Here is a 26,080-nt window from a genome sequence, read left to right on the forward strand (position 1 = left end):
CAGAGCTCAGACCCGCTCCACCAGATCACCCGGTGCGGGCGGATTGGATGCCAGCAGCTCCAGGTGGCGCTGCTCCATCTCCTCGCGCAGCTGGCGGCGGATCAACGCGGCGGCATGCCGGCGGCGTTCGTCGGCGGTCTCCAGCACCAACGGCGGCACCGGGGTCGGCTTGCCGTCGTCATCCACCGCGACCATGGTGAAGAAGCAGCTGTTGGCGTGGCGCACGCTGCGCTTGAGGATGTCCTCGGCCACCACCTTGACCCCGATTTCCATCGAGGAGGTGCCGGTGTAGTTCACCGAGGCCAGGAAGGTGACCAGCTCGCCGACCGCGATCGGCTGGCGGAACATCACCTGGTCCACCGAGAGGGTGACCACGTAGCTGCCGGCATAGCGGCTGGCGCACGCGTAGGCAACCTGGTCCAGCAGGCGCAATACCGCACCGCCGTGCACCTTGCCGGAGAAATTGGCCATGTCCGGTGACATCAGCACCGTCATGGAGAGCTGGTTGGATTTGAATTCGGGCATGGCTGGAGTGTATCCCCACGACTGGAACAGCGTCAGCGAGGGGCTGACCCCTGTGTTGCTATTGGACGGCAAGGCGCTCCAAAAGGTCTGCCGAAGGGTAGCCGAGGGTGAGGTAGCGTGGCGGATGCAGGTGCCGGAGATCCGGCTCCAGCAGGTGGCCAATCACCGGCATGGCAGCTTCCCATGCGACGAACATGACCCGGGGGGATTCCGCGTCGGGTATTACGAATCCGATCATGTCAGTCTGCGGGAGTGATGCGAGCGCCACGTTTCCCCAACTGCAGAAAGACGTGAGCTCGCCGTCCTGCTCTTTCACCAGATAACTGGCAACGTGCACATCTTCGTCCTGTGCCTCATGCACACGTCGCAGCAGCTGCTGCTGCATCTGGTAGGCATCCTGCCGGAATGCGTAACGCAGGCGGGCCTGCTTGGCGCGGAGGAGGTCCGACGCCGGCGTGAATGCCTGGATGCGGCCTTCATCGTCGTAGCAGAGCAGTTCCCATGAAATGCCGCGCCCTGCCGCCACTGCATCGCTGGCCAGGTCGAACATCCGGGCCTGCGCGTCCAGATCCCGTTCTCCGGCGACCATGAACAGATCGCGTGTGGGCAGCATGAACACCGGTCGTCCCGTGATCGGGATCCGGTTGACCAGTTCGGGCAGCAGGGCGCGACTGCTGTCGTAGCCGTCTTGCCAGGCGGCGTGGAACAGGCCCGGGGCGAGCGGCAGGAAGGGCACCTGTTCAAGGCCGCGCAGGTTGCTGCGTGCGGTATTGAGCGCCTCATGCAGAGACACCCCCCAAGCGGGGTCAGGGCCATCCTGTTTGGTCAGGGTGTGCTCGGGATGATCCACCGCAAGCAGTTCCACGCATTCCTCCGTGATCCTGCGGAACTGGAGGGTGCTCGGAGCCTCCCAGCCCGTCGTTTCGATCGCGTGCAGCCGCACCTGCTCCAGCTGGGAGATGCTGCGGAGAATCGGGCGGAGCAGTGGACGCAGCGCATTCCACCCTGCGTCACCGTCGTCCACGGGACGCAGGCTGCGCACGAACATGTCCAGCGCCTCCTGCTGCTTGCCGCGCTTCGCATCAAGGTAGGCGCGGTGGGCGTTGAAGAGGTGAAAATACGAGCCGTCACCCACGCGGATGCGGAACAGATCCGCCTCGTAGGTCATGGGGGCCGTCATGCCGTGGCGGTGTGCGGTAGCAATGAAACGCTCGGCAAATGCATCGTTGCCGGGTTTGTCTTTGAACAGCCTGTCCATCAGTGCTGAAAACATCGGTGACCTTCCTTGTCCTGTGTTCGTGCATCCTCGCCTGCCGGGACAGTACAGGCAACCTGTGACCTGACATTTCCGCAGTCCGGAAAAGAAAACGGGCCGCTGGTGCGGCCCGTTTTCCAATCGACGTCGGGCGGAGCCCGATGCGACGGCTTACTTCAACTTCGCATCCGCGCGCAGGGCGGCGGCGCGATCGGTCTTCTCCCAGGAGAAGGCGGTCGCGTTGACCTGTTCGCCAGCACCATTGGTGTAGCTGAACTCCTTGGCCTTGCGGCCGAAGTGGCCGTAGGCCGCGGTCTGCTGGTACATCGGGTGGATGAGGTCCAGCATCTGGATGATGCCGTACGGGCGCAGGTCGAAATGCTTGCGGATCAGCTTCTCGATCTTGTCATCGCTGATCTTGCCGGTGCCGAAGGTGGTGACCGAGATCGAGGTCGGCTCGGCCACGCCGATGGCGTAGGAGACCTGCACTTCGCAACGGTCGGCCAGGCCGGCGGCAACGACGTTCTTGGCGACGTAACGGGCCGCGTAAGCCGCCGAACGGTCGACCTTGGAGGGATCCTTGCCCGAGAACGCACCACCACCGTGACGGGCCCAGCCGCCGTAGGTGTCGACGATGATCTTGCGGCCGGTCAGGCCACAGTCGCCCACCGGGCCGCCGATCTCGAACTTGCCGGTCGGGTTGATGTGGAACTTGGTGCCCTTGTGCAGCCACTTGGCCGGCAGCACCGGCTTGATGATCTCTTCGCGGACGGCCTCGATGAGGTCCTTCTGCTTCACGCCCGGGGCGTGCTGGGTCGACAGCACCACCGCGTCGATGGCCGAGACGGCGCCGTTTTCATAGCGCAGGGTGACCTGGCTCTTGGCATCCGGGCGCAGCCAGGACAGCGGTGAGTTCTTCTTCTTGCGGATCTTGGCCTGCTGCTCGACCAGGCGGTGCGACAGGTGGATCGCGGCCGGCATGTAGCTGTCGGTCTCGTTGGTGGCATAGCCGAACATCAGGCCCTGGTCGCCAGCGCCCATTTCTTCGGGCTTCTTGCGGTCCACGCCCTGGGCGATGTGCGGCGACTGCTTGCCGATCAGGTTCAGCACGCCGCAGGTCGCGCCGTCGAAGCCGACGTCGGAGCTGTCGTAGCCGATGTCCAGGATCACCTTGCGGGTCAAGGCTTCCAGGTCGATCCACGCGCTGGTGGTGATTTCACCGGCGACAATAGCCACGCCAGTCTTGACCATGGTTTCGCAGGCCACGCGCGCACGCTTGTCCTGGGTCAGGATCGCGTCCAGCACCGCATCGGAGATCTGGTCGGCAATCTTGTCCGGATGGCCTTCGGAGACCGATTCGGAGGTGAACAGGTAGCTGGACATCAGGCGTAATATCCTTTGATTCGGATGGAAAGATGGCCGCGAATGATACACGGCAAGTCGCGCACTTGCATTGTGCGTCAGCACGGGTTGCCGGTGGTTAAGCTCGCGTGCCCGTCGCAGGGCCCTATGTGACGGGATTGCGTCCCAGCGTCGCCGCCCAGTGTTCCACGGGCGTGACAAATGGCCCGCGGGCCCTCCCGGTCGGCGGGCGTGGCAGACGCTCCAGTCCTGAGCGTGTCACCCGGCCGTCGTCAAACCGCCATCGGGCTGTCGCCGGGGCCGTGCAGGCTTCGGCGCATCCGGCCGCCGGACCTGAGGAGCACGCCATGCACGCATTCGAGCAGCGCGACGCGCGGGAGGCCGCCACGCGGCCGGTGACGACCTTGCCGCCCCATCGGCGGGCCGTCTTCCTGTCTGACGTGCACCTGGGCTCACGCCACTGCCATGCCGCCGAACTGGCCCGGTTCCTGGCCGAGCTGCGTTGCGAACGCCTGTATCTGGTGGGCGACATCATCGACCTGTGGTGGATGGCGCACCGCCGGGCCGCCTGGCGGCCGGCCCACAGCGAGGTGATCCAGGCGCTGCACGCGCTGCAGCGCACCGGCACCGAGATCATCTACATCCCCGGCAACCACGATGCTTCGCTGCGCAAGGTCTGCGGGCTGATGCTGCCGGCCATGCAGGTGCGTCGGCGGGCGATCCATGTGACCGCGGACGGGCGCCGGCTGCTGGTCGTGCACGGCGATGACTACGACGGTGTCACTCACTTCGGAGGTCTGCAGGAGAAGTTCGGGGACTGGCTGTACTACCGCATCCTCACCGGCAACCACCTGCTCAATGCCGCGCGACGACGGCTCGGCCAGCGCTACTGGTCGCTCTCCGAATTCCTCAAGAAGCGCAGCGGCGCGGCCGAGCGCTACATCGAACGTTTCGTCCAGGCCGGGCTTGCGGATGTGCGGCGGCGCGGTCTGGATGGCATCGTCTGCGGGCATATCCACCGTGCCGCGCTGGTCGAACGCGACGGGCTGATCTATGCCAACGACGGCGACTGGGTGGAAAGCCTGACCGCGTTTGCCGAAGACCCGGATGGGAGCCTGCGGCTGCTGGATCACACCGGGCAGACCCTGGTGGCGCTGCCCGGCAGCGCCGCATTGGCCAGAGCGGCCTGAGCAAAACGGCAGAGGCGCATGACCAGTCCCGGCTGCTAGCATCGGCCGATGGACTCCTTTACCCAGATCGTTCTCGGCGGCGCAGTCGCCGCCGCCATCGCCCCGGCCGGCCATCGCCGCGCGGCCCTGTTGGCCGGTGCCGCACTCGGCACCCTGCCGGACCTGGATGCGCTGGTACTGGCCTTCACGGCTGCCGATCCCGTGGCGCTGATGGTCGAACACCGCAGCTACAGTCACTCGCTGCTGGTGCTGCCGTGGGTGGCCGCGCTGATCTGGTGGTTGTTCAAACGGTTTGGTCACGGCCGCGTGGCGCAGGCGCCGGGGCGCTGGTTCTGGGCGATCCTGCTGGCGCTGATCACCCATCCGCTGCTGGATGCCTTCACCGTTTACGGCACCCAGCTGTGGTGGCCGTTCACCCCGCACCCGACGATGTGGGCCAGCGTCTTCATCATCGACCCGCTGTATACCGTGTGGCTGCTGCTCGCCTGCGCAGTGGCATGGTTCGCGCGGGCGCGCCCGCTGGCGCAGAAAGCGCTGGTGGCCGGGCTGGTGCTCAGCAGTGGTTACCTGGGCTGGTCGTTGCTGGCCAAGCACACCGTCGATCGCGAAGCCGACCGCGCGCTGGCCGCGATGGGGCTGGGCGATGCACCGCGCTTCTCGGTGGCGATGCCATTCAACACACTGCTCTGGCAGGTGGTGGCGATGACGCCCAACGGCTACGTGATCGGCGAGCGTTCGCTGATCGCCGACCACGGCCCGATGACCTTCGAGGGCCATCCCTCCAACGTACAGGCCCTGCGCCAAGCGGCGACGCTGCCGGCCGTGCAGCGCCTGAACTGGTTCAACCGTGGCTTCATGCGCGCCCAGGTGGTCGATGGCGAACTGCGGCTCAGCGATCTGCGCATGGGCCTGGAGCCGGACTACACCTTCACCTTCGCGGTTGCGCGGGCTGAAGGCGATGGCTGGGCCGGGATCACACCGCGACAGCTGCGCCAGGCGTATGAAGGGGAGCAGGGCAGGGCGATGCTGAAGCGCCGGTTCGCGGCCCTGTGGCAGCGCATCTGGCATGCGCCGCCGAGCACCGACGTGATCGCACCGAAGGCAGGTTGGACGGAGGCACCGTGACCGAACGGTTTGAAATGGAGATCAATGGCACGCGCTACACGCGGCTGGCCGATGTGCCGCCGGAATACCGCGCGCTGTTGCTGGATGTGACCCCGGGCCGCTCCGCCGAGCAGCCGGCGGTGCCGTTGCGCGAGATCCTGCACAAGGCCAAGGCGCAGCCGGACCGCGCGCGCCAGCAGCAGGTGCTGTTGGACGAGCTGCGCAAGGTCGATCCCGAGCGGGCGCGGCGCATGCAGAACAAGATCACCGAGCGCAGCCAGCGGCCGGCCACCGGTACCCTGGAAGTGGGCAACACACCCACCGCACGCCCGCGCGAAGGCGCGCGCAACACCGCCGGTGGCAGCACGGTGGCCCCGGGGGATCGGGGCGGACTGGGTATCTGGGTGTTGCTGGCGGCAGCGGTCGTGGTAACCCTGGTCGCCTGGGCGACGCGCTAGCGCCGCGCCGCGATCAATACACCGTCGCGCGGGCCTGCACGAAGGAGAAGAAGAACACCGCGTTCGGGTCGTTCTGGACCAGGCTGAACTCGCGGCGCATGCCGTCCACCGTTTCCTGGTCGACCAGGCCGGCCTCCAGCAACGGATCGGCGGCCGACAACAGCAGTTGCTCCCAGAACGCGATCATGGTCTTGCGACGGGCCGGTTCGCGGTTGTCCAGGTGGATGGTCTTGATCTCGGTGTGCACGTCGCGGAAGCCACCGGCCAGCAGCAGGTTGCCGAGCTTGGCACCGACGAACGGATCGCCACCGTGGTCGTACTGGAAATCGTTGAAGGCCATCCAGTAGCGCCAGATATGCGGCGAGTACGGGTCGAGCAGGAACGAGGCATTCATCACTTCGGTGACGTACACCGGCGAGCCCGGCACCAGCACGCGGCGCACTTCGTTGAGCACCCGCGCCGGTGAGGGCACATGCTCCAGCACCCAGCACAGGAAGGCCGAGTCGAACTCGCGCGCGCCGAACGGCAGGTTGCCGGCATCGGCCTGCAGCAGCGTGTAGCGCTCGCGGCACCATGGCGTCCTGGCCAGGTTGGAGGCGGCGGTGGCCAATTGCGCCTCGCTCAGGTCCACGCCGGTGACATGCAGTTCCGGGAACCGCCGCAGCAGGATGTCCGTCTGTGCGCCCACGCCGCTGCCGACTTCCAGCAGGCGCGTGGCGCCGCCGTAATCGATGCCGCTGAAGATGCTCGATTCGAACAGGCGCGACTGGGTGACCAGGCGGTGCTGCTCGGTATCGGAGAAGCCGTGGAGATAGGTCGGTGCAGTGATGGGCGGGGTCATGGCGAAGGCTCAGGCAGCGGACGACAACGACTCGCCGGCGGCGAGGGCGTCGAAATATTCGGTGGTCAGGGCGACCTGGCTGGCCGCATCCTCGGCGCGGTTGACCACCGCACGGAAGGCGGCGTTTTCCGGCCGGTCCTTGGCGTACCAGCCCAGGTGCTTGCGCGCGATGCGCACGCCCTGCTGCTCGCCATAGAAATCATGCAGCGCATGCAGGTGGCCCAGCAGCAGGTCGCGTACCGCGGCGACCGACGGCGGCGCCAGCAGTTCGCCGGTGGCGAGGTAATGTGCCACCTCGCGGAAGATCCACGGGCGGCCCTGGGCCGCGCGACCGATCATCACCGCATCCACGCCGGTCTGCTTGAGCACCTGCGCGGCCTTCTGCGGCGAATCGATGTCGCCGTTGGCGATCACCGGAATGCGCAGCGCGGCCTTGATCGCGGCGATGGTCTCGTACTCGGCGGTGCCGGTGTAATGCTGGTCGCGGGTACGCCCGTGCACCGCCAGCGCGGCGATGCCGCTGTCTTCGGCGATGCGGGCGATCAGCGAGCCATTGCGGTGGTCGCAGTCCCAGCCGGTGCGGATCTTCAGGGTGACCGGTACGTCCACCGCGTTGACCACGGCGGTCAGGATGCGCGCGACCAGATCCTCATCGCGCATCAGCGCCGAACCGGCCCAGGCGTTGCACACCTTCTTGGCCGGGCAGCCCATGTTGATGTCGATGATCTGCGCGCCGTGGTCCACGTTGTAGCGCGCGGCCTCGGCCAGCTGCTGCGGCTCGGTACCGGCGATCTGCACGCTGATCGGGTCCGGCTCGCCGGCATGGTCCATGCGGTGGAGCGATTTACGGGTGTTCCAGAAGCGCGGATCGGAGATGGTCATCTCCGAGGCAGCCAAGCCTGCACCCAGCTGTTTGCACAGCAGGCGGAAGGGCTTGTCGGTGACACCGGCCATCGGCGCCAGCACCACGTTGGGCTGGATGTTGTAGGGGCCAATCTGCATGCAGGCATTGTAGTGCCGGCCGCTGGCCGGCAACCACGCAGGTACCGTCACCCGTTCAGGCCGATCTGGAAGGCCCTGATGCGCTCCGGTCATGAGCATATGCTTGACGATTGCTTCCGTCGTCCCCAACGGCCGGGGATGCTGGGCAGTTACGCCCTGCGCAGCCGGCGTTGCGACACCGGCGGTTGTTCACGGCGCCGGACCACACGCATAGGCCAACACCGCCAGATGCCGCTGCCGGTCGAGCCCGAGCAGGGCCAGCACAGCGGCGTCGTCGAACGAGCCGATCGCGCAGCCGGCGGCGTTCATCGCTGCCACTTCCTGCCCCAGCGCCCCCAGCCAGACCCCGGCCTCGATCAACACGAAGCGGCCACCGCGCTCGCCGTATTTGGCCAGCGTCCCAGCCGGTTCGGCGATCAGGAACAGCACGGCCGCCGGGCGCTCGGGCCAATCCACGCCGAGCAGCTTGGCCAGCGTCGGCCATGCGGGGCAGGGCGCCACCGGCACCAGCGCATGTTCACGCGGGTCGTACCAATGGATGCCTGGCTCTGCGGCGATCGCATCGTCGCTGCCGTACAGCGCGGCATAGGCCTGGATCGGGTACTTGGCCCCACCGGACGGCAGGCGCCGCGTGTCACTGTCGCCGGGCCGTGCCCGCAGCGGGGCCAGCACACGGCCCAGCTCCTTGGCGCCCCAGCGCGCGTCACCGAAGCGGCGGCCACTGTGGCGCTGTGCCAGAGCGTCACCGGGGAGCACCGGGTCCGGCAGAGCGATGCCGGCGGCTGCATGCAACGGCCGCGGCGGCGACCAGGCACGCGCGGCATCCTCGGCGATGCGCGTACGCATCACCTCCGCGCGCGCAGGCGTGAGTTCGCCGTTGTGCCAGAACAGATGGAACAGGGGGGCATCGTCCCAGGGGGAAGGCGGTGACGGCATGCGGTCCTCGGGGATCAGCCCAATGGATGCGGGAAGGGATTGGGAAACGCGCCGCGGTGCGGCACGCCGGGATATCGCCAGGCCACGTCCTGGCAACGGCCGCCGAGGAACGGTGCACGCTCGTCGGCGTGCAGGCCGCTGAGCTGCGGCGACAGCACCCGCATCACCCGCAGCCCGGCTGCGGCGACATCGGCGGTGGTCAACTCGCGGTAGTACAGCGCGATGCCGGCACTGCCCAGCCGGCGCCGCAGCTGATCGAGCTCGGCGATGGCGCGCGGTGCGGCGGGCGGGATCGCCGCGCCCGGCAGGGGCAACTGCAAGGTGCTGTGGCCCGCCTCCCCGAGCAACGGCAGCTGCGGCCATAGCTCCGGGCGCAGGGTGTAGAACGCGGCATGTTCATCGAAACTGCGCAGTGCTGCCGGATCGCGCGGCAACCGGGCGCTTTCGCGGCCACACAGATGCGCGGCAAAGGTCAGCGCCTGTTGCCATTCCAGCAGCGCCTTGTGCAGCGCCTCGCCCGGATCGGCGCGGCAGGCGATGCCCAGCACGTGGCGGGGGCGGCCTTCGAACGGGATGCTGCCCGCGACCGCGATCACCGGGTGCGGGTTCCAGTGCTGGGTCAGGTCGAAGGCCTGCAGTTCACCGCCGCGCGCGTCCACATGGGCGTGCCATTGCGGCGGCAACGCGATCCGCCGGCCGGCCACGCCATTGAGCCATGTCACCGCCAGTGCATCGCGCTCCAGCAGCTCCTGGGCGGCCCGCAACAGCGCCAGCCAGGCGCCATCGCGGCCATCGCGCCACGCCGCCAGCCCACTGGACGTGGACGGCAAACGCGCCAGGCCACGGCGCGGCCCCAGTCCGACCAGTTCCTGCGGCACCCAGACCATGCGGTTGTCATCCAACGCGTGCACCGCCGCGAACAGATCGTCATCGCGTTCGGGCATCGGCCACGGGAAGCCGGGCGTGGCGCGTTGGCGTGCCGAGAACAGGGCGAAGGCCGATTCGTCCAGGCGGTGTGCGGGTGTCAGCGCATCACGCCGACGCACCTCCACGCTCGCCTGCGCCGCCGCCAGCCGCTCCAGTGCCTCGGCGACCGCGCCATCGGCGGCCGCCTCGGCATCCAGGGCGACCGCGCCTGACACCCCCTGCCAGGGATTGGCCGGATCGGCCGGGGTGGCGGCGTTGTGCACGCGCCGTCCGTCGAACAACGGCCCGGTTGCATCGCAGGGACTGGCCTCGATCGGCTGCGCCGGGCGTACCAGACCACAGCGCGCACGCGCCGCGCCATGCAGCAGGTGCGAGGACAGCGTGGGCGTTTCCGGCTGCGCCGCCTGCACGGCGGCGCGGCTCATTTCATCACGCTCAGCCAGAGCATCATCTCGAAGGCGCCGACGGCGAACAGGCCCAGCAGCAGGGCGATGCCGATGCCGATGCCGCGCCCGAGCGAACGCCCCGAGCGCTCGTAGACGAGGGCGTAAATCCCGACATACAGCCCGACGGCGACGAACAGGCCGAATATCGGGTTGGCGGTGCCGAAAATGCCGCCGCCGATCGCGGCCAGCGGCAAGGCGAACAGCCCCAGCAACACCCGACTGGTGCGGCTCAATCCGGCCACCGGCACGACAGCGACAGGTGTCTCCGAACGATCCGGCGTCGCAGCGCTGATCGGCGCCTGCGGCAACGCAGGTGGCTGGGGGTGGAGGTCCGTACGGGTGTCGACGCTGGCGACCGTGGCGTGTGCGTCGCTGCTGACGGCGGCAGGCGTTACGGGGTCCAGCTTGCCAAGCACCACCGCCGACAGCACGGAGGTGCCGAGCAGCGTGACGATGCAGGAACTGCAGGTGGTCGACGTCGAGCCGCCGCCTGCCGCGGCAAGGTCTTGGCGTGAAGCACTGGCATCGAACTGGGTCGGCAGGCGATACATGAGGTCACTCCATTGACCGGGGCGGAAACGCCCGGCGCGTGGCGCACATTATCACGGGCGCCCGGTGTCCCAAGGCAAGGACAGCGGTGGCGGCAGCGACGCCTCGCCGCCCTGGCAGGCGGGGCACCACGGCAGCCGCGGCACCCGGTCGCGCTCGCCGTGCAGGCGATGCAGGTCGAGCCAGACGCTGCGTTCGAGATAGCCCAGCAACAGCGGCGGCTGATCCAGCAACGGCGCGACCAGCGCCGCGATCCGTGCCGGTTGCGCTGCGACCGCCGGCATCGCCGGCACGGGTGCTTCGCCCCAGCGGCGTAGCACCCGGTTGCCCAGGCAATACACACAGGCGCTCTGGCCGGGCACCACATAGGGGCCCAGCGCAAGCGTGTGGTGATAGCTGAGGTCGAGCAGCAGATGCGGTTGTGTCGGCATCTGCGTGCGGTAGCGGGCCAAGGCCTGTTCCCAGCCCAGCCCGTGCCGGACCAGCACGAGGAGGTCGGCATCGGCGACCGTATCGACGCGCTGTAGATCCGCGCCGGCATGCTGGTCGAAGGCGTCGGCCAACCCGGGCAGCGGTTCGCCGAGCCAGTCGAGAGCGTAGCGCGTCACTCTGCGCGCGGCGCGCAGCGGCACCAGCACACCGAGACGTATCAACTGGCGGACCGCCGGGCCGCACTCGGCATCGTCCTGCAGGATCGCCAGCGTGTCTTTTTCCCAGTGGCCGAGGATCCGTTCGATGATCGTCGGGGTATCGGCCTCATCGACCACATACAGTTCGTCGGCGCCACCGGACACCAGCAACAGCTGGCGCTGCGCATGGGTCTGCGAAAACAGCGCCCATGCCGGATTGCGCGTCCAGCGCGGTTCGCCCACGTGCGCACCTGTGTGTTCCTGACTGCCTGCTGCTGCCACTGCGTACAGTCCGTGTATCCGCGAAACCGCAAGGATAGCGGCAAACAGGCGGGCCACGTTCTGCTACGGTGCGCGCGTGCCCACGCCGCCTGTTGCCAATGCGTCCGTCCCCCAGCCGCCCTGGCGCGAGGCGATGCTGTGGATGCTGCTGCTCGGTGCGATGTTCATCCATGGCTACAGTTGGACGAACCACTGGGCGGCCAGCCAGGCGCACACCTACAGCCTGCACGGTCGCTGGGACGAAGCGATCCCGTTCTGGGCGTGGTCGATCTGGCCGTACCTGGCGCTGAACCTGCTGTACCCGCTGACGTTCTTCCTCTGCCCGACCCGATCCGCCTTGCGCCGCCATGCGCTGGCCATCGCGCTGGTGCAGGCCGCCTGCATGCTCGCCTTTGTGTGCTGGCCGACCGGCAACGTGCGTGAGCTGCCGCAGCCGGAGGGCGCGAGCGGCCTGCTGTTCGCACAACTGCGCGCGTTCGAAGCGCCCTTCAACATGGCGCCGTCGCTGCACGCTGCGGTATTGGTGGTGGTCTGGCAGACATGGCGGCAGTCGCTGCAGGCGAATGCGGCAGCGGTGCGCTGGCTGTGGCATGGCGCCTGTGGGCTGATCCTGGTCTCGACGCTCACTACTTGGCAGCACGATCTGCTGGATGTGCTTGCCGGGCTGTTGGTCGGTGCGCTGGCGCTGTGGATCACGCACTGCGTGCTGTTGCCACGTGGTCTACCGCGAGCGTGAGGGCCCCGTAGCGACCGGCAGGCCCCTTGGCAAATGTCCCCCGGCCGCCGCCTCGCGGCGACGGCCTCCTCCTTGATTTTGCCCAGGAGCCTACCGGCCGCTACGGGGCTCCGGCTCGCGGTAGGCAGAAGGGAAACCGGTGCTTTCCATACGGCGCCAGTAGTCTGGACACGTGGGGTGCGATGCCCTTGTGGGCGAAATCAAGGAGGAGGTGGCGGCCGCAGGCCGACGCCGGGGGGCATTCGCCGGCAAGGGCATCGCGCCCCAGCGCTCAACCACCCGGCCGCCGCGCATTGAAAGGCCCAGAGGTCGCTTCCTGCATTCCATGCAAGCAGGAGAAAAACCAAAAAAAAGGCCAGCGCGAACGCTGGCCTCTTGGTATCCACACCGGAGACGCTTACTTGTTCTCGGCATCACCCGGGGTGAAGTGCGGCATCGCCGCGGCGGCGCCTTCCTTCTCGGTCGAACGACCGGCGAACTGATTGGCGAAACGCACGTGGCGGGCAAACGCCGCCTCCGGGTCCTGCGCGATCGAGGCCACCAGCGCACCGTTGAACGCATCGCCCGCACCGGTCGTGTCCAGCACCTGCACCTGCTCGGCGCCGACGCGGTAGTACGGCTGGGTATCGCCACGCAGGTTTTCTTCGGCGTGCGACACGAACACACCGACCGAGCCCAGGGTCACCACCACGGTGCCGTTGCCGACCAGCTTGCGGCACAGCGCATGCAGGCTGGCGCCGTCCAGCGCGGCGACGTCGTTGGCATCCACGCGCTCGCCGACATGACGGCCGAGCAGGGCAGCGAACTCGGTCTCGTTCGGGGTCAGCACATCGGCCAGCTTGAGCAGGCCGATGCTGGAGGGGGCATCGGCGGGCGCCACGTTGAGCACGGTGGTGGCACCGGCCTCACGTGCGATCGCCAGCGCCGCCTCGATGGTTTCCACCGGCGATTCCAGCTGCGCCAGCACCACCTTGGCGCCGGCCAACAGCGCGCGCTGCTGTTCGACGAAGTCCAGGCTCAACGCGGCGTTGGCGCCCGGGCCGATCACGATGGTGTTGCGGCCGCGGCTGTCGACATAGATGCCGCCGGTGCCGGTCGGCTCGCTGCTGGCCTCGGCGGTCAGCGCAAAGCCATCCTGCTCGGCCAGGCCGCGGGCCATCGCACCGCCGGCGTCATTGCCCAGCGCGCACAGGAACGTGGTCGGCGCGCCGGCACGGCGGGCGGCCACGGCCTGGTTGAAGCCCTTGCCGCCGGGACCGGTGCTGTAGCGGCCGGCAATGGTCGCGCCCGGGGCCGGGAGCGACTCACAACGCCAGACATGATCCACATTGAAGGAACCGATTACGACGACACTGCTACTCATAAAGACTGTTTCTCAAAGAACGGATATCAGCTGAAATGCGTCAGCACGCCGGCGATGGTCGCCGTCATGAAGGTGGCAATGGTACCGCCGAGCACCGCACGCAGGCCGAACTTGGCCAGATCGTGGCGACGCTCCGGCGCCAGACCACCAATACCACCGATCTGGATCGCGATGGAGCTGAAGTTGGCAAAACCGCACAGCGCGTAGGTGGCGACCAGGCGGCCTTCGGCGGAAAGCACCGTGCCCGGCACCTCGCCTCGGATGATCTTGGCCAGTTCCGAATACGCCACGAACTCGTTGATCACGACCTTCTGGCCGATCAGCGAGCCCACGGTGGTGGCATCGGCCCACGGGGTACCGATCACCCAGGCGATCGGGGCCAGCAGGAAGCCGAACAGGGTGGACAGGTCGGTCGGGCGGCCGATGAGCGCGGCCAGGCCGGTGATGTCACCCAGCCAGGTCAGCGGGGCGTTGATCAGGGCGATCAGGGCGATGAAGGCCAGCAGCATCGCACCGATGTTCAGCGCCAGCTTCAAGCCATCGCCCGCACCGGCTGCGGCAGCGTCGATGATGTTGCTGGAGGTCTTCTCCACTTCCATCTTGACCGTGCCGCGGGTCAGCGGGGTGCCGGTCTCGGGCACCAGCAGCTTGGCCACCACCAGGGTCGCCGGGGCGGCCATGATGCTCGCGGCGAGCAGATGCTTGGCGTAGAAGGCCTGTTCTACCGGATCACCGGCACCGAGCATGCCCACGTACGCGGCCAGCACGCCGCCGGCGATGTGCGCCATGCCGCCGATCATCATGGTGATCAGCTCGGACTGGGTCATCTTGGCGATGTACGGACGCACCGTCAGCGGGGCTTCGGTCTGGCCGATGAAGACGCTCGCGCAGACGCTGGTGGTTTCGGCGCCGGACACGCGCATGATCTTGGTGATCGCCCATGCCATGCCGCGCACGATCATCTGCATCACGTTGAGGTGGTACATGACCCCCATCAGCGCCGAGAAGAAGATGATGGTCGGCAGCACCTGGAAGGCGAAGATGAAACCGAACTGGCTGGTGTCCATCAGGCTGCCGAAGATGAAGCCGGAGCCGGCGTTGACGAACTCCAGGATCTTGACGAAGCCCTTGCCCAGCGCGTCGAACACATCGCGGCCACCCGGGACCAGCAGCACCACCGCCGCGAAGGCGATCTGCAGTGCGATACCGGTGACGACCAGGCGCCAGTCGACAGCCCGCTTGTTGTTCGAGAACAACCAGGCAATGCCGATCAGCACTGCCAACCCGAACAGGCCGAAGCCAATCCTGCCCAAACCTTCGACCATGAGACTTCCCTTGGGGCGCCGCGAAAAACGGGAAGCCTAGAGCAGCGGCAAGGGCGGGGCAAGGAAAAGCAGCGTCTGCGAGCCGATCGGTCGTGATCGGGCCTGTATCGGCAAGGCATGGCCCGGTTTCCGTGCGGCGTGTCACGGGCCGTGAGACCGCCGCCGCGGCCAGCCGCGCGGAACTGCGCCGCCCCGCTCTACACTTACCGCATCGATCCGGCCCGGTCGCGGGCCCGCAGCAGGAGAACCACATGCTCTATCGCCGTCTCGGCTCCACCGGTCTGAAGCTCTCGGCCCTGTCCTTCGGGGCCTGGGTGACCTTCGGCGACCAGATCGGCCGCGATGAGGCCCGCAAGCTGATCGCCACCGCCTGGGATGCCGGGGTCAACTTCTTCGACAACGCCGAGGGCTACGCCCGTGGCCGCGCCGAGCAGGTGATGGGCGATGTGATCGCCGACCTGCGCCTGCCGCGCGATGGCTTCTGCGTCTCCAGCAAGGTGTTCTTCGGCGCCGTCGACGACCCGCGCCCGACCCAGCACGGCCTGTCGCGAAAGCATGTCACCGACGCCTGCCACGCCGCGCTCAAGCGCCTGCGGGTGGAGTATCTGGACCTTTACTATTGCCATCGCCCGGATCCGGACACCCCCATCGCCGAGACCGTGCAGGCCATGGACACCCTGATCCGCCAGGGCAAGGTGCTGTACTGGGGGACCTCGGAGTGGTCGGCCGCGCAGATCCAGGAGGCGGTGGACATCGCCCGCGCGCGCAACCTGCATGCGCCCTCGATGGAGCAGCCGCAGTACAACCTGCTGCACCGCGAGCGGGTGGAACGCGAGTACGCGCCGCTGTATGCCGAGGCCGGCCTGGGCACCACCATCTGGTCGCCGCTGGCCTCGGGCCTGCTGACCGGCAAGTACAACGCCGGCGTGGACCCGCAGTCCCGGCTGGGCCAGGACCAGCTGGGCTGGCTGAAGTCGCAGGTGCTGGACGACGGCAGCGACCGCATCGAGCGGGTGCGGCGCTACACCGCATTGGCCGCGCAGCTGGGCGTCTCCCCGGCACAGCTGGCGATCGCCTGGTGCCTGCGCAACCCGAATGTCTCCAGCGTGATCCTCGGTGCCAGCCGGGTCAGCCAGCTGGAAGAGAACCTGGGCGCGCTGGCGCTGTTCGAGCAGCTTGATGAAAGCGTGTGGCAGCAGGTGGAAGCGGTGTTTGCCTGATCGCGCGTGTCGGGATTCGGGGAGCCGGCCAGCGGCCGGCACTACCGATGGTATGGCGGGAGATGGAACGGGACGAGCAGAGCTCGGATGCTTGGCAGAACGGAGCAGGGCGCCTGGAACAGGCGCCGTCCCTCCACGGTAGTGCCGGCCGCGGGCCGGCTCTGCAGCTCACGCGACGGGCGACCACACACAGAGCGCGATTGACTGAGGCTATTGAATTTTATAATTCGATCATTAATGCCATCTATCAAAGTGAGAATGGTTGTTGATTGTCAACTGAGAATCATTATCATTTGACTCGCCCCTCGCAACGAGTCCAGACGATGAACACTCAAGCTGCTGTACTGCTGCGCCCCGAAACGCTGACCCTCCGCGACCGTCCGGTCCGCGTGGTCCCGCCGGAAGAAGTGATCGACAGCGAAGCCCTGCTCAAGGGGCGCCGCGAAATCCTGATCCAGCACGGCGATCGTTTCTATCGCCTGCGTCATACCAGCAACGACAAGCTGATCCTGACCAAGTAACGGCCTTTCCTTCCCCAGCTCTCTCCCCCTCGACACTCCGCCGTCGGCTCCGGTCCACGGCGTGGGTCGAGGGTCTCCCCCCGCAACCGCCGATTGCAGGTAGACCGCCATGAGCCGTGCCCTTTCCGTCGGCCGCCCACCGGGCCGCCATCCCATCGCCGGCCTGCCATCGGCCGCGCAACTGGCCTCGCTGGGTACCGTGCTGTGCCTGTACCGTCCGGACAGCAGCGAACTCGGTGGCTGGAAGCACGCCGTCTCCGCGCATGCCTGCCAGGGCATGGACAGTGAAGGCATCCGCGAAAGCCTGTGCTTCGTCGACGCCCGCGGCCGCTGCTGCTGGCGGCTGTACCTGCTGCCCGACAGCGACTTCCTCGCCTGGGATCGGCTGGTGTCCGCCTTCCCCGCACGGCCCGAACCGGTCACCGACGCCGGGGTCGCCGAACGCCTGTGGCGGCGCCTCGCCGTGCGCCTGGGCAACGACGCATGGCGCATGTGCGCGCTGCGCCTGCAGGTCGGCGAAGGCCGCGAACTGGCCGCCAGCCTGGCCTCGTTGTCGTCCCTGGGCGCCACCACCGCGCGCCGGATCGGCAACGTTGAAGGTGCCGAAGGCGAGCTCTGGGTCGACGACTGCTGCTGCGCCAGCGCGGCCCGCCGCAGCGGACCGTGGACGGCAGACGGTATGCCGGTGATCCAGCTGTAATGACGCACTCGCTCGCCTTGGCAGGGCTGCTGCTCGCGCTCACCGCCAGTGCGCATGCCACACCGGCCGACCCCGCACGCGACCGCGCCAGCATCCTGGCCATGCAGGGCGAATACATCGTCGATTTCGCCTTTGACGAAACCGTCCTGCTCACCCCCGGCTACGAACGTGCCCCGGCCGTACGCACCGGTGGCAACGAAGTGGTGATCGTGGTCGAAGACACCCCGAAGCGGGTGGTCTTGCAGCACCTGCTGGTCGACGCCAAGAGTGGCCACGTCACCAAGCACTGGCGCCAGGACTGGGTCTACCAGGCACCGACCCGATTCGAATTCACAGCCGACCAGACCTGGCACGTGCGTCCGATTCCCACGGCGCTCACCACCGGCGCCTGGACCCAATGCGTCTACGAAGTCAGCGACGCACCGCGCTACTGCGGCACCGGCGCCTGGCGCTACGACAACGGCATCGCCGAATGGACCAGCGACCTGAGCTGGCGTCCCCTGCCGCGCCGCGAATACACCCGCCGCAGCGACTACAACGTCCTGGCCGTAGTCAACCGGCACACGCGCACACCCAACGGTTGGACCCACGAGCAGTTCAACACCAAGATCCAGCGGCGCCCCGACGGCACGCAGACACCGATCGCGCGCGAATTCGGCTTCAACGAGTACAACAAAACCACCGAGGTGGACTTCACCCCCGCCTACGCCTACTGGACCGCCACCGCGGGTTACTGGGCGAAGGTGCGCCAGCGCTGGGACGACTTCCTCGGGCAGGCACCGGGCGTGCACCTGAAAACCAAACCCGACGGCATGGCCATGATCATCCCGCTGTTCACCCAGGCCCAGGACATCCAGGACGGCAAGACCGTGGTGGACACCGAGATCGACGCCGTCTTCCAGCAGTGGGTAGAAAAAGCACCGCCAGAAAGCGCGCGCTGACACCGACGCCATCGGTAGCGCACGCGTCCATCGCCAAACCTCGAAGCAGCACATTGCCTCATCGATGGTTGTACCAACTCGAGTCCAACGGTAGACCCGCCGCTCTCCCATCCGCCCAAGGCCATCCCTCGAGAAGGATGGCGGGTAGCCCTGCCCAGGACCGTCAGGGCGCCAAGGATGGCGCCCACGAGCCCCCAGGGATGGGTTTACGGCGCGTCCTGGGCAGGGCTACCCGCCAGCCTTCAGACAGTGGACACATGGACGCCGTCGCTTTCGCTTTCGCTTTCAATGCAACGGCGCCCCAAACTCACGCCTCCCGAAGCGCCAACGCCGGCGGCGTATGCAGAATCCGCCGCGTGCCCCACCAGCCGGCCAGCATGCTCAACAGCACACCCAACGCACCGCCCACCAACAACGGCCCCCACGGCGGACTCAGCGTCAACTCGAACACCTGCCGCGCCACCACCGTGCCCAGCAGCGCCGCCGCACCCACCGCCAACAACGCTGACAACACGCCCAGCGCCCCGAACTCCACCAGCACCGCACCGCGCAGCTGACGGCGCGTCGCCCCCAGCGTACGCAGCACCGCACTGTCGTAGCGCCGCTCACCGGCGGTGGCCTGCAACGCCGCCAGCAGCACCAGCAGCCCGGCCAGCAGACTGAACCCCATCACCAGCTGCACCGCCTGGCTCACCCGATCCACCACCTCGCGCACCCGCTCCAGGATGCCGTCGATATCCAACAGTGAAATGTTCGGGTACTCCCGCGTCAGCCCAGCCAGCGCCGTTGCCTGCGCGCGTGGCAGATGGAAGGCGGTGATCAGGTTGTACGGCGCATCGGCAACCGCGCCTTCGTTGAGCAGCAGGAAGAAGTTGACCCGGAACGAATCCCAGTCCGCCTTGCGGATGCTGGTGATCGTGAAACTGCGCTCCTGATCGCCCATCTGCAGCGTCACCGTGTCGCCCAGCGTCATCCCGTAGCGCTCGGCCCAGCCCTGCTCGATCGAGGCCTCCGCCGCCGTGCTGCCGGCCTTCCAGAACGTCCCGCTGAGCAGCGTATTGGCCGGCGGGAAATCATGCCGCCACGAGAAATTGACCGGCCGGTTGGCATCGTCATCCTCGTTGCTGTTGTCCTCGCGCATCTGCCGCTGCGGCGGCCGATCATTGACCGCCAGCAGGCGGCCGGTACTGAACGGCTCGATGCCCGGTGATGCCACGCCCAGCCCACCCAGCGTGGCCAGCACGGCATCGCGCTGCTCGGGCTGGATGTTCATCAGGAAGTAGTTCGGTGTATCGGTCGGCAAGCGATCGCGCCACTGCGCCAGCAGCCCCGGACCGATCACCGACAGCAGCAGCAGCGAACACAGCGACAGCGACAGGCCGACCAGCTGCATCACCGCCAGCCCGCGGCGTCGCGTCAACGAGGCCAGCCCCAGCTTCCAGCGTCCGCGCAGGCGCGGCTGCAGCCCGCGCAGCAGCCACAGCAGCAGGGCACCGAGCGCGCCGGCCAGCGCCGCCAGCGCGGCCAGCCCGCCCAGCACCCACGCGGCCAGCTTTACATCGCCGGTGGCCTGCACGGTCAGCGCGACGGTCGCGGCCAGCGCAGCGGCATAGACCAGCATCGAACTTGGCGGCAGCGCGGCGAAGCTGCGGTTGAGCACGCGCATCGGCGGCACGCTGCGCAGGCGCAGCAGCGGCGGCAGGCCAAAGCCCAGCAGCAGCACCAGGCCGATGCCCGCACCACTCAGCGCCGGTGTGGCCTGCGGCAGCGGCAGGCGATTCGGAATCAGGCCACCCAGCGCCTGCACCAGCCCGGCCTGCGCGGCCATGCCCAGGCCGATGCCGACCAGGCAGGCCGGCACCGCCAGCATCACCAGCTGCAGCGCCATCGCGGTGAGGATGTCGCGCTGGCGCGCGCCCAGACAGCGCAGGATCGCGACCTGATCGATGCGTCGCATCGCGAAGCGGTTGGCGGCCAACGCGGTGGCGACACCGGCCAGCAACACCGCCAGCAGCGCGGCCAACGACAGGAAACGTCCGGCCAGATCGAACGCGCCGCGCACGCCGCGCTGGGTATCGTCGATCCCCACGATGCGATAGCCCTTGGCCTGCGGCGTCAGCCACTCGCGGAAGGCGGCGATCTGCGCCGGCTCACCGGCGAACATCATCCGATAGGAAGCCCGGCTGCCCGGCCCGAGCAGGCCGGCGCGATCCACATCGATGCGGTTCACCAGCAGCGGCGGCGACAACTGCATCAGCTCACCGGAGGTATCCGGCTCGGCCTGCAACACGCGGGTCACGGTCAACGTGCCCGCGCCGAATTCCAGTGCATCGCCCACCTGCAGGCCAAGCGCCTGCATCAGCCGCGGATCGGCATACGCTTCGCCTGGCGGTGGTGTTCCTGCGGTCTCGCTGGCGCTGTCATGCAGCGTGCGGCTGACCCGCAGTTCGCCACGCAGCGGATAGCCATCGGCAACCGCCTTGATATTGGCCATCTGGCTGTCATCGCCATGGAACAGCACGCTGGGGAAGCTGACCATGCGCGTGTTGGCCAGGCCGCGCTCGCGCGCGGCATCGGCGAAGGTCTGCGCGATATCCTCGCGCCCGCTCAGGCCCAGATCACCGCCGAGCATCTCCGCCGCGCTGCCGGTCAGTGCCAGGGTCACCCGGTTGACCAGGGTGCCGACCGCGGTCATCACCGCCACGCCCAACACCAGTGCGGCAAACACGGTCAGCAGATCGCCGGCCAGGAACTCGCGGCGCAGCGCACGCGCCGCGTGGCGCACGACGTTCATGCGCCTGCGCCGGCAACGGTGTCGGCCAGGCGGCCACCGTCGAGCTGGTAGATACGCTCGCAGCGCTGCGCCAGGCGCAGGTCATGGGTGACCAGCACCAGGGTGGTATCGCTGGTGGCGTTGAGCGCGAACAACAGGTCGCTGATCTGCTGCCCGGTGGTCTGGTCCAGGCTGCCGGTCGGCTCATCGGCGAACAGGATGCGCGGCCGCGCCACGAACGCACGCGCGAGTGCGACACGCTGCTGCTCGCCACCGGAAAGCTGGCGCGGGTAGTGACGTGCACGATGGCCCAGGCCGACCTGTTCCAGCACCTCGCGCACCCGCGCGGGATCTTCGCGGCCGGCCAGTTCCAGCGGCAGCGCGATGTTCTCTTCGGCGGTCAGTGCCGGCAGCAGGTGGAAGCTCTGGAACACGAAGCCGACCTCGCGTGCGCGCAGCTGCGCGCGGGCTTCCTCATCGAGCGTGTTGAGCTCGGCACCGGCCAGCGCGATGGTGCCGTGGCTGGGCAGGTCCAGTCCGGCGAGCAGGCCGAGCAGGGTGGTCTTGCCCGAACCTGAAGCGCCGACGATGGCCACGCTCTCGCCTTCATGGACGGTCATGTCAATGTTGTCCAGTATGTGGACTTCACCCTCCGGGCCACGTGCAGACTTGCCCACGTTGTGGGCGGCGATGGCGACGGGCGCGCTGCGGGGGGACAGGCTGTCGATGAGGATTCTCCAATGAACCAAGCAAGTGGAAAGGGCCGCGTGGCCTCGATGGGCTGGCTGCTGGCAGGGTTGCTGCTGATGCCGATGCTGGCCTGTGCCAAAGGTCCGGACACCCGTGCGGCGGTGCTGGTGGTCGGCGACAGCCTCAGTGCCGCCCACAATATCCCGGCCGCGTCGGGCTGGGTAAACCTGCTTCAGCAGCGGGTCAAACAACAGATCAAGGCGCCGCCGGCGATCATCAATGCCAGCATCAGCGGCGAAACCACCGCCGGCGCGCTGACCCGCCTGCCGGACCTGCTGGAAAAGCACCGGCCGTCCGTGGTGGTGATCGAACTGGGCGGCAACGATGCGCTGCGCGGGCTGACCCCGGCGCAACTGCGCGGCAATCTGGAAAAGATGATCGTCGCCAGCCAGAAGGCGGACGCCAAGGTGCTGCTGCTGGGCATCGACGTGCCGCCCAACTATGGCCCGGCCTACCGCCAGCGCCTGCGCCAGACCTATGCCGAGCTGGCCAAACAGTACGACGTGCCGCTGCTGCCGTTCCTGCTTGAGGGGGTGGCCTTGAAGCCGAATCTGATGCAGGCCGACGGGCTGCACCCCACCGCAGCTGCGCAGCCGCAGGTGCTGGACAACGTCTGGCCGCTGCTCAAACCCCTGCTTTGATCGGTGTGTGAGGAACTTCACACCGCGTCCACTGACGATGCGGCATGTTTCACAAAGCTGAAGAAAGAGGGAATCCCATGCGTCAGACAAAGGAGACCTCCGGCCTGGTGCTGGTGGTCGAAGACAACCGTAATATTTCCGAGATGATCGGCGAGTACCTGGAAGGGCGCGGCTTCGAAGTCGACTACGCCCAGGATGGGCTGGACGGTTATCGTCTGGCGGCCGAGAACAGCTACGACGTGGTCGTGCTCGATCTGATGCTGCCGCGTCTGGACGGCATCGAAGTCTGTCGCCGCCTGCGCAACGACGCCCGCAAGTCCACGCCGGTGCTGATGCTGACCGCGCGCGACACGCTGGACGACAAGCTCACCGGCCTGGGGTTCGGCGCCGATGACTACCTGACCAAGCCGTTCGCGATCCAGGAACTGGAAGCCCGCCTGCGCGCGCTGATCCGCCGCGAGCGTCGCCAGGTCGGCTCGGAAGTGCTCAAGGTCGCCGACCTCGTGCTCGATCCGGTCAGCATGCGCGCCACCCGTGCCGGGACCGAACTGCAGCTCTCGCCGATCGGCCTGCGCCTGCTGACGATCCTCATGCGCGAATCGCCGCGTGTGGTGACCCGCCAGGAAATCGAACGCGAGATCTGGGGCAATGGCCTGCCCGACTCGGACACCCTGCGCAGCCATCTGTACAACCTGCGCAAGATCATCGACAAGCCGTTTGATCGCCCGCTGCTGCATACCGTGCAGAGCGCCGGTTACCGCATTGCCGATATCGCCCAGCCGATGAGCTGATGGGCGGTCGATCGCCGCTCGGCCGCCTGCGGGCGGCATGAGCGATCCGATCCTCCGGTACCCTCTGGAGCATGACGGCCCGGCATCTGCCGGGCCGTTGTCATGGTTTGCACGATGGACTCACGGCAAGCTTTCCTATAATCGCCGCGAACCGCCCTGGACCCCGTAATGCCGCACGGTCTGCCGCGCAAGATCCGCATCGTCTTCATCCTCCAAGCCGTGCTCGCCAGCCTGGGCATCCTGCTGGGTGCGTGGCTGGTGTCGTTGGTGATCAAGCACAGCCTGGTCAGCAGCGCGCTGCAGGAAGAGGCCGGGTACTACTGGCAACTGCACGAGGCCTCGCCGGTGCAGCCACCGCCCAATACCCAGAACATCCGCGGCTATCTGCTTGAGACCGGGCAGTCCCCGCTGAGCCTGCCGGCCAACCTGCGCACGCTCCCCCCCGGCTTCCATGAGCTCAAGGACGACGACCAGCTGGTGCTGGTCGATGCGCGGCCGGAAGGTCGCCTGTACCTGGTGTTCCTGCGTTCGCGTGCGGAAATGCTGGCGTTCTGGTTCGGCGTGGTGCCGGTGCTGCTGACCCTGCTGGCGGTCTATGGCGCCTCGTGGATCACCTACCGCGCCTCCAAACGTCTGGTGTCGCCGGTCAACTGGCTGGCCCGCCGTGTCTCGCGCTGGGACCCGGGGCACCCGGAAGCGGCCGACCTGGCGCCGGCCAAGCTGCCGGCCGACATGCAGGGCGAGACCCGTCAGCTGGCCGCCGCGCTGCACTCGCTGGCCGCCAAGGTCACCGCGCACGTCGCGCGCGAGCGCAACTTCACCCGCGATGCCAGCCACGAGCTGCGCACCCCGCTGACCGTGATCCGCGTGGCCAGCGACATGGCGCTGGGCGACCAGGACATCACCCCGCGCCTGCGCCGCGGCCTGCAGCGCATCCAGCGCGCCGGGCGCGACATGGAAGCGGTGATCGATGCCTTCCTGATCCTTGCCCGCGAGGCCGATGTCGAGCCGCAGATCGAGCTGTTCGACGTCAACGAGATCGTCCGCCACGAGGTGGACAATGCCCGCGAGCTGATCGCCGGGCGGCCCGTGGAGATCCATCTGCACAGCAGCGGACCGGTGATGCTGCACGCACCGCCGCGGGTGTTGCAGGTGGTGATCAGCAATCTGCTGCGCAACGCGTGCAGCTATACCGACGAGGGCCGGATCGACGTGGAGGTCGGGGAAGATCGCGTGGTCGTGCGCGATACCGGCATCGGCATGTCCGCCGAAGCGCTGGGCCGCGCCTTCGAGCCGTTCTACCGCGCTGAGCCCAGCCGCCCGCAAGGGACCGGGCTGGGGCTGTCGATCGTACGCCGGCTGTGTGACCGCTTCGGCTGGAAGATCGGCCTGACCAGTGAGCCCGGGCAGGGCACCCAGGCCACGATCCACTACCGTTGAGTCGGGGAGGCGCTGCGCCTCCCCGATTGGCTCAGTCGCACTGCACCTTGGGCGCGAGCGCCGTGCGCCAGATCGCATACCCTTCGGGCGTCATGTGCAGCATGTCCTCGAGGAACAGCGCGGCACGCGGCTGGCCATCGGCACCGAGCATCGGCGTGTAGACGTCGGTGTAGCCGGTGTTGGGCAGCGTGGTCAGCGCGGCCTTGATCAGCCCGTTGGCTTCCACCACCGCCGGCAGCAAGTTCGCGCGCGACGGGCTGGGTTTGATCGAGATGATCTCCACCGTGGTCTTGGGCAGGTCGCGGTGCACGCGCTTGACGAAGGCCACCACGTCATCGCGCACCTGGGCAGGGCTGCGGCCGCTGTTGAGGTCGTTGTCGCCGGCGTAGAAGAACACCTTGCATGGCGCATACGGGATCACGATGCGGTCGGCATACCAGGTGCTGTCGCGCACTTCCGAGCCGCCGAAGCCGCGGTTGAACACCGGCTGGCCCGGGAAATCGGTGGCCAGGCCCTCCCACATGCGGATCGAGGAGCTGCCGATGAACTCGATGCCGCCGCGCGGCGGCGGGGTGACCGCGTCCTGGGCCGCGAACTGCGCCATGTCGCCGGCCCAGGCCACGTTGGAGACCTGGTCGGGTACCTGCGGCGCGGCGGGGGCCGGGGTGCCCAGGGCAGGCAGGGCGGCGCCAAGGGCAAGGGCGAGCAGAAGAGGGCGGGCACGGCGGTGCAGCATGGACGACTCCTGTGGTGGGGTACCCGAAGGCACCCGGACGGGTAGGCAGTCATCATAGGAGTTGCCGCCGGACCGCGCTTTACCACAGGCGGGCGTTGGCCGCCTTCGACAATGCCCCGGCCGGCTTATGGCAAAATGCGCGATTGCCTGCCCCATTCAGCGATGCCCATGACTGTCTGCCGTGTGCTGTTCCTGCCGTTCCGGCCCGCGTTGCCGACCGGGGTGATTGCCCATGGCGGATGAAATCGGGCACCTGCCGCGCGGCCCCAAGCGCATCTTCAAGGCGGCGGTCTGGTCGTGGCAGGGGCTGCGTGCCGCCTGGCTGCATGAGTCCTCGTTCCGGCTGGAGGTCTACCTGCTGATCGTGCTCGCCCCGCTGGCACTCTGGCTCGGCCAGACCCCGGTGGAGCGTGCGCTGATGATCGGTTCGGTGCTGCTGGTGCTGGCCATGGAACTGGCCAACTCGGCGATCGAGGCGGTGATCGAACGCTACGGCGCGGAGTTCCACGAGCTGGCCGGTCGTGCCAAGGACATGGGCTCGGCCGCCGTGTTCGTGCTGATGATGAACGTACTGGTGTGCTGGGTCCTGATCCTGTTGCCGCAGATCTTCTGACGTAACACTTCTGACGCCTCACCC

The 26,080-nt window shown here is 67.8% G+C and carries 26 protein-coding genes; 12 read left to right on the plus strand and 14 right to left on the minus strand.

What is annotated here, in order from left to right; all coding sequences use genetic code 11:
• Nucleotides 1–6: 6 nt before the first annotated feature.
• The 3 genes from ABE463_RS04235 to metK all read right to left on the minus strand — a co-directional run bounded on the left by ABE463_RS04235 (nucleotide 7) and on the right by metK (nucleotide 3,163).
• Entirely contained in the window at nucleotides 7–525 is a 519-nt protein-coding gene (locus ABE463_RS04235) for an acyl-CoA thioesterase (RefSeq protein ID WP_070471768.1), read from the minus strand.
• Nucleotides 526–583: 58 nt separating this feature from the next.
• Entirely contained in the window at nucleotides 584–1,798 is a 1,215-nt protein-coding gene (locus ABE463_RS04240) for a hypothetical protein (RefSeq protein ID WP_346467358.1), read from the minus strand.
• 153 nt (nucleotides 1,799–1,951) lie between these two features.
• The gene (metK, locus tag ABE463_RS04245; RefSeq protein ID WP_019182462.1) at nucleotides 1,952–3,163 is read right to left on the minus strand and encodes a methionine adenosyltransferase; all 1,212 of its coding nucleotides are present in this window, start codon (nucleotides 3,161–3,163) and stop codon (nucleotides 1,952–1,954) included.
• A 326-nt stretch (nucleotides 3,164–3,489) separates the two neighbouring features.
• On the opposite strand from metK, the gene ABE463_RS04250 reads away from it, so the two are divergent.
• The 3 genes from ABE463_RS04250 to ABE463_RS04260 are packed head-to-tail and all read left to right on the plus strand — an operon-like array spanning nucleotide 3,490 to nucleotide 5,894.
• A complete protein-coding gene (locus ABE463_RS04250; protein WP_346467359.1) occupies nucleotides 3,490–4,332 on the plus strand; it encodes a UDP-2,3-diacylglucosamine diphosphatase in 843 nt (280 codons plus the stop codon).
• A gap of 48 nt (nucleotides 4,333–4,380) precedes the next feature.
• A complete protein-coding gene (locus ABE463_RS04255) occupies nucleotides 4,381–5,457 on the plus strand; it encodes a metal-dependent hydrolase (protein WP_346467360.1) in 1,077 nt (358 codons plus the stop codon).
• Nucleotides 5,454–5,894, plus strand: a complete 441-nt coding sequence (locus ABE463_RS04260; protein ID WP_265309611.1) for a hypothetical protein — start codon at nucleotides 5,454–5,456, stop codon at nucleotides 5,892–5,894. Before ABE463_RS04255 ends, ABE463_RS04260 begins: the two co-directional genes overlap by 4 nt.
• A 13-nt stretch (nucleotides 5,895–5,907) precedes the next feature.
• Here ABE463_RS04260 and ABE463_RS04265 read toward each other — a convergent pair whose 3' ends face one another.
• From ABE463_RS04265 to ABE463_RS04290, 6 genes are all read right to left on the minus strand, one after another.
• Entirely contained in the window at nucleotides 5,908–6,735 is an 828-nt protein-coding gene (locus ABE463_RS04265; protein WP_346467361.1) for a methyltransferase domain-containing protein, read from the minus strand.
• 9 nt (nucleotides 6,736–6,744) lie between these two features.
• Entirely contained in the window at nucleotides 6,745–7,737 is a 993-nt protein-coding gene (gene dusB / locus ABE463_RS04270; RefSeq protein ID WP_346467362.1) for a tRNA dihydrouridine synthase DusB, read from the minus strand.
• 189 nt (nucleotides 7,738–7,926) lie between these two features.
• Nucleotides 7,927–8,673 (minus strand): SagB/ThcOx family dehydrogenase, encoded by a 747-nt coding sequence (locus ABE463_RS04275; protein WP_346467363.1) that lies wholly within the window; start codon nucleotides 8,671–8,673, stop codon nucleotides 7,927–7,929.
• A 14-nt stretch (nucleotides 8,674–8,687) separates the two neighbouring features.
• Nucleotides 8,688–10,025 (minus strand): YcaO-like family protein, encoded by a 1,338-nt coding sequence (locus tag ABE463_RS04280; protein WP_346467364.1) that lies wholly within the window; start codon nucleotides 10,023–10,025, stop codon nucleotides 8,688–8,690.
• On the minus strand, nucleotides 10,022–10,597 hold the full coding sequence (locus ABE463_RS04285) for a hypothetical protein (protein WP_346467365.1): 576 nt from the start codon (nucleotides 10,595–10,597) through the stop codon (nucleotides 10,022–10,024). The genes ABE463_RS04280 and ABE463_RS04285 overlap by 4 nt, the downstream gene beginning before the upstream one ends.
• 51 nt (nucleotides 10,598–10,648) lie before the next feature.
• Nucleotides 10,649–11,467 (minus strand): hypothetical protein, encoded by an 819-nt coding sequence (locus ABE463_RS04290; protein WP_346467366.1) that lies wholly within the window; start codon nucleotides 11,465–11,467, stop codon nucleotides 10,649–10,651.
• A 172-nt stretch (nucleotides 11,468–11,639) separates the two neighbouring features.
• Between ABE463_RS04290 and ABE463_RS04295 the strand changes: the two genes are divergently transcribed.
• Nucleotides 11,640–12,242, plus strand: a complete 603-nt coding sequence (locus ABE463_RS04295; protein WP_346467367.1) for a hypothetical protein — start codon at nucleotides 11,640–11,642, stop codon at nucleotides 12,240–12,242.
• Nucleotides 12,243–12,639: 397 nt separating this feature from the next.
• Here ABE463_RS04295 and ABE463_RS04300 read toward each other — a convergent pair whose 3' ends face one another.
• Both ABE463_RS04300 and ABE463_RS04305 read right to left on the minus strand, forming a co-directional pair.
• A complete protein-coding gene (locus ABE463_RS04300; protein ID WP_259261864.1) occupies nucleotides 12,640–13,605 on the minus strand; it encodes a ribokinase in 966 nt (321 codons plus the stop codon).
• 26 nt (nucleotides 13,606–13,631) lie between these two features.
• Nucleotides 13,632–14,930: a nucleoside transporter C-terminal domain-containing protein gene (locus ABE463_RS04305; protein WP_121042760.1), complete on the minus strand. Its 1,299-nt coding sequence runs from the start codon at nucleotides 14,928–14,930 to the stop codon at nucleotides 13,632–13,634.
• A gap of 251 nt (nucleotides 14,931–15,181) precedes the next feature.
• On the opposite strand from ABE463_RS04305, the gene ABE463_RS04310 reads away from it, so the two are divergent.
• The 4 genes from ABE463_RS04310 (at nucleotide 15,182) to ABE463_RS04325 (ending at nucleotide 18,312) form a co-directional block, all read left to right on the plus strand.
• Nucleotides 15,182–16,150: an aldo/keto reductase gene (locus tag ABE463_RS04310; protein ID WP_346467368.1), complete on the plus strand. Its 969-nt coding sequence runs from the start codon at nucleotides 15,182–15,184 to the stop codon at nucleotides 16,148–16,150.
• Nucleotides 16,151–16,473: 323 nt separating this feature from the next.
• A complete protein-coding gene (locus ABE463_RS04315) occupies nucleotides 16,474–16,671 on the plus strand; it encodes a hemin uptake protein HemP (RefSeq protein ID WP_019182448.1) in 198 nt (65 codons plus the stop codon).
• A gap of 109 nt (nucleotides 16,672–16,780) precedes the next feature.
• Complete coding sequence (locus ABE463_RS04320) at nucleotides 16,781–17,371, plus strand: Hemin transport protein (protein ID WP_259261866.1); 591 nt, start codon at nucleotides 16,781–16,783, stop codon at nucleotides 17,369–17,371.
• Nucleotides 17,371–18,312: a DUF6607 family protein gene (locus tag ABE463_RS04325; protein WP_346467369.1), complete on the plus strand. Its 942-nt coding sequence runs from the start codon at nucleotides 17,371–17,373 to the stop codon at nucleotides 18,310–18,312. Before ABE463_RS04320 ends, ABE463_RS04325 begins: the two co-directional genes overlap by 1 nt.
• 307 nt (nucleotides 18,313–18,619) lie before the next feature.
• On the opposite strand, the gene ABE463_RS04330 is transcribed toward ABE463_RS04325, so the two are convergent.
• Complete coding sequence (locus ABE463_RS04330) at nucleotides 18,620–21,106, minus strand: FtsX-like permease family protein (protein ID WP_346467370.1); 2,487 nt, start codon at nucleotides 21,104–21,106, stop codon at nucleotides 18,620–18,622.
• On the minus strand, nucleotides 21,103–21,705 hold the full coding sequence (locus ABE463_RS04335; protein WP_259261869.1) for an ABC transporter ATP-binding protein: 603 nt from the start codon (nucleotides 21,703–21,705) through the stop codon (nucleotides 21,103–21,105). Before ABE463_RS04335 ends, ABE463_RS04330 begins: the two co-directional genes overlap by 4 nt.
• A gap of 120 nt (nucleotides 21,706–21,825) precedes the next feature.
• Between ABE463_RS04335 and ABE463_RS04340 the strand changes: the two genes are divergently transcribed.
• From ABE463_RS04340 to ABE463_RS04350, 3 genes are all read left to right on the plus strand, one after another.
• Entirely contained in the window at nucleotides 21,826–22,476 is a 651-nt protein-coding gene (locus tag ABE463_RS04340) for an arylesterase (RefSeq protein ID WP_346467371.1), read from the plus strand.
• A gap of 77 nt (nucleotides 22,477–22,553) precedes the next feature.
• Nucleotides 22,554–23,267, plus strand: a complete 714-nt coding sequence (locus tag ABE463_RS04345) for a response regulator transcription factor (RefSeq protein WP_019182442.1) — start codon at nucleotides 22,554–22,556, stop codon at nucleotides 23,265–23,267.
• Between the two features lie 168 nt (nucleotides 23,268–23,435).
• Nucleotides 23,436–24,707 (plus strand): HAMP domain-containing sensor histidine kinase, encoded by a 1,272-nt coding sequence (locus ABE463_RS04350; RefSeq protein WP_346467372.1) that lies wholly within the window; start codon nucleotides 23,436–23,438, stop codon nucleotides 24,705–24,707.
• Nucleotides 24,708–24,738: 31 nt separating this feature from the next.
• Here the strand turns inward: ABE463_RS04350 and ABE463_RS04355 are convergent, their stop codons facing one another.
• Complete coding sequence (locus tag ABE463_RS04355) at nucleotides 24,739–25,443, minus strand: SGNH/GDSL hydrolase family protein (protein ID WP_346467373.1); 705 nt, start codon at nucleotides 25,441–25,443, stop codon at nucleotides 24,739–24,741.
• A gap of 232 nt (nucleotides 25,444–25,675) precedes the next feature.
• Between ABE463_RS04355 and ABE463_RS04360 the strand changes: the two genes are divergently transcribed.
• Nucleotides 25,676–26,056, plus strand: a complete 381-nt coding sequence (locus ABE463_RS04360) for a diacylglycerol kinase (RefSeq protein WP_019182439.1) — start codon at nucleotides 25,676–25,678, stop codon at nucleotides 26,054–26,056.
• Nucleotides 26,057–26,080: the final 24 nt, after the last annotated feature.

Source organism: Stenotrophomonas sp. TWI819 (assembly GCF_039673075.1).
Taxonomy (GTDB): domain Bacteria; phylum Pseudomonadota; class Gammaproteobacteria; order Xanthomonadales; family Xanthomonadaceae; genus Stenotrophomonas; species Stenotrophomonas rhizophila_B.

What these genes read in the sequence shown, in the direction of transcription:
- ABE463_RS04310 (WP_346467368.1), top strand. Translation starts at nt 15,182, where the DNA reads ATGCTCTATCGCCGTCTCGGCTCCACCGGTCTGAAGCTCTCGGCCCTG.
- ABE463_RS04330 (WP_346467370.1), bottom strand. Translation starts at nt 21,106, where the DNA reads ATGAACGTCGTGCGCCACGCGGCGCGTGCGCTGCGCCGCGAGTTCCTG.
- ABE463_RS04320 (WP_259261866.1), top strand. Translation starts at nt 16,781, where the DNA reads ATGAGCCGTGCCCTTTCCGTCGGCCGCCCACCGGGCCGCCATCCCATC.
- ABE463_RS04355 (WP_346467373.1), bottom strand. Translation starts at nt 25,443, where the DNA reads ATGCTGCACCGCCGTGCCCGCCCTCTTCTGCTCGCCCTTGCCCTTGGC.
- metK (WP_019182462.1), bottom strand. Translation starts at nt 3,163, where the DNA reads ATGTCCAGCTACCTGTTCACCTCCGAATCGGTCTCCGAAGGCCATCCG.
- ABE463_RS04300 (WP_259261864.1), bottom strand. Translation starts at nt 13,605, where the DNA reads ATGAGTAGCAGTGTCGTCGTAATCGGTTCCTTCAATGTGGATCATGTC.
- dusB (WP_346467362.1), bottom strand. Translation starts at nt 7,737, where the DNA reads ATGCAGATTGGCCCCTACAACATCCAGCCCAACGTGGTGCTGGCGCCG.
- ABE463_RS04280 (WP_346467364.1), bottom strand. Translation starts at nt 10,025, where the DNA reads ATGAGCCGCGCCGCCGTGCAGGCGGCGCAGCCGGAAACGCCCACGCTG.
- ABE463_RS04295 (WP_346467367.1), top strand. Translation starts at nt 11,640, where the DNA reads ATGCTGTGGATGCTGCTGCTCGGTGCGATGTTCATCCATGGCTACAGT.
- ABE463_RS04325 (WP_346467369.1), top strand. Translation starts at nt 17,371, where the DNA reads ATGACGCACTCGCTCGCCTTGGCAGGGCTGCTGCTCGCGCTCACCGCC.
- ABE463_RS04285 (WP_346467365.1), bottom strand. Translation starts at nt 10,597, where the DNA reads ATGTATCGCCTGCCGACCCAGTTCGATGCCAGTGCTTCACGCCAAGAC.
- ABE463_RS04345 (WP_019182442.1), top strand. Translation starts at nt 22,554, where the DNA reads ATGCGTCAGACAAAGGAGACCTCCGGCCTGGTGCTGGTGGTCGAAGAC.
- ABE463_RS04340 (WP_346467371.1), top strand. Translation starts at nt 21,826, where the DNA reads ATGAACCAAGCAAGTGGAAAGGGCCGCGTGGCCTCGATGGGCTGGCTG.
- ABE463_RS04305 (WP_121042760.1), bottom strand. Translation starts at nt 14,930, where the DNA reads ATGGTCGAAGGTTTGGGCAGGATTGGCTTCGGCCTGTTCGGGTTGGCA.
- ABE463_RS04335 (WP_259261869.1), bottom strand. Translation starts at nt 21,705, where the DNA reads ATGACCGTCCATGAAGGCGAGAGCGTGGCCATCGTCGGCGCTTCAGGT.
- ABE463_RS04235 (WP_070471768.1), bottom strand. Translation starts at nt 525, where the DNA reads ATGCCCGAATTCAAATCCAACCAGCTCTCCATGACGGTGCTGATGTCA.
- ABE463_RS04240 (WP_346467358.1), bottom strand. Translation starts at nt 1,798, where the DNA reads ATGTTTTCAGCACTGATGGACAGGCTGTTCAAAGACAAACCCGGCAAC.
- ABE463_RS04275 (WP_346467363.1), bottom strand. Translation starts at nt 8,673, where the DNA reads ATGCCGTCACCGCCTTCCCCCTGGGACGATGCCCCCCTGTTCCATCTG.
- ABE463_RS04350 (WP_346467372.1), top strand. Translation starts at nt 23,436, where the DNA reads ATGCCGCACGGTCTGCCGCGCAAGATCCGCATCGTCTTCATCCTCCAA.
- ABE463_RS04250 (WP_346467359.1), top strand. Translation starts at nt 3,490, where the DNA reads ATGCACGCATTCGAGCAGCGCGACGCGCGGGAGGCCGCCACGCGGCCG.
- ABE463_RS04265 (WP_346467361.1), bottom strand. Translation starts at nt 6,735, where the DNA reads ATGACCCCGCCCATCACTGCACCGACCTATCTCCACGGCTTCTCCGAT.
- ABE463_RS04315 (WP_019182448.1), top strand. Translation starts at nt 16,474, where the DNA reads ATGAACACTCAAGCTGCTGTACTGCTGCGCCCCGAAACGCTGACCCTC.
- ABE463_RS04255 (WP_346467360.1), top strand. Translation starts at nt 4,381, where the DNA reads ATGGACTCCTTTACCCAGATCGTTCTCGGCGGCGCAGTCGCCGCCGCC.
- ABE463_RS04360 (WP_019182439.1), top strand. Translation starts at nt 25,676, where the DNA reads ATGGCGGATGAAATCGGGCACCTGCCGCGCGGCCCCAAGCGCATCTTC.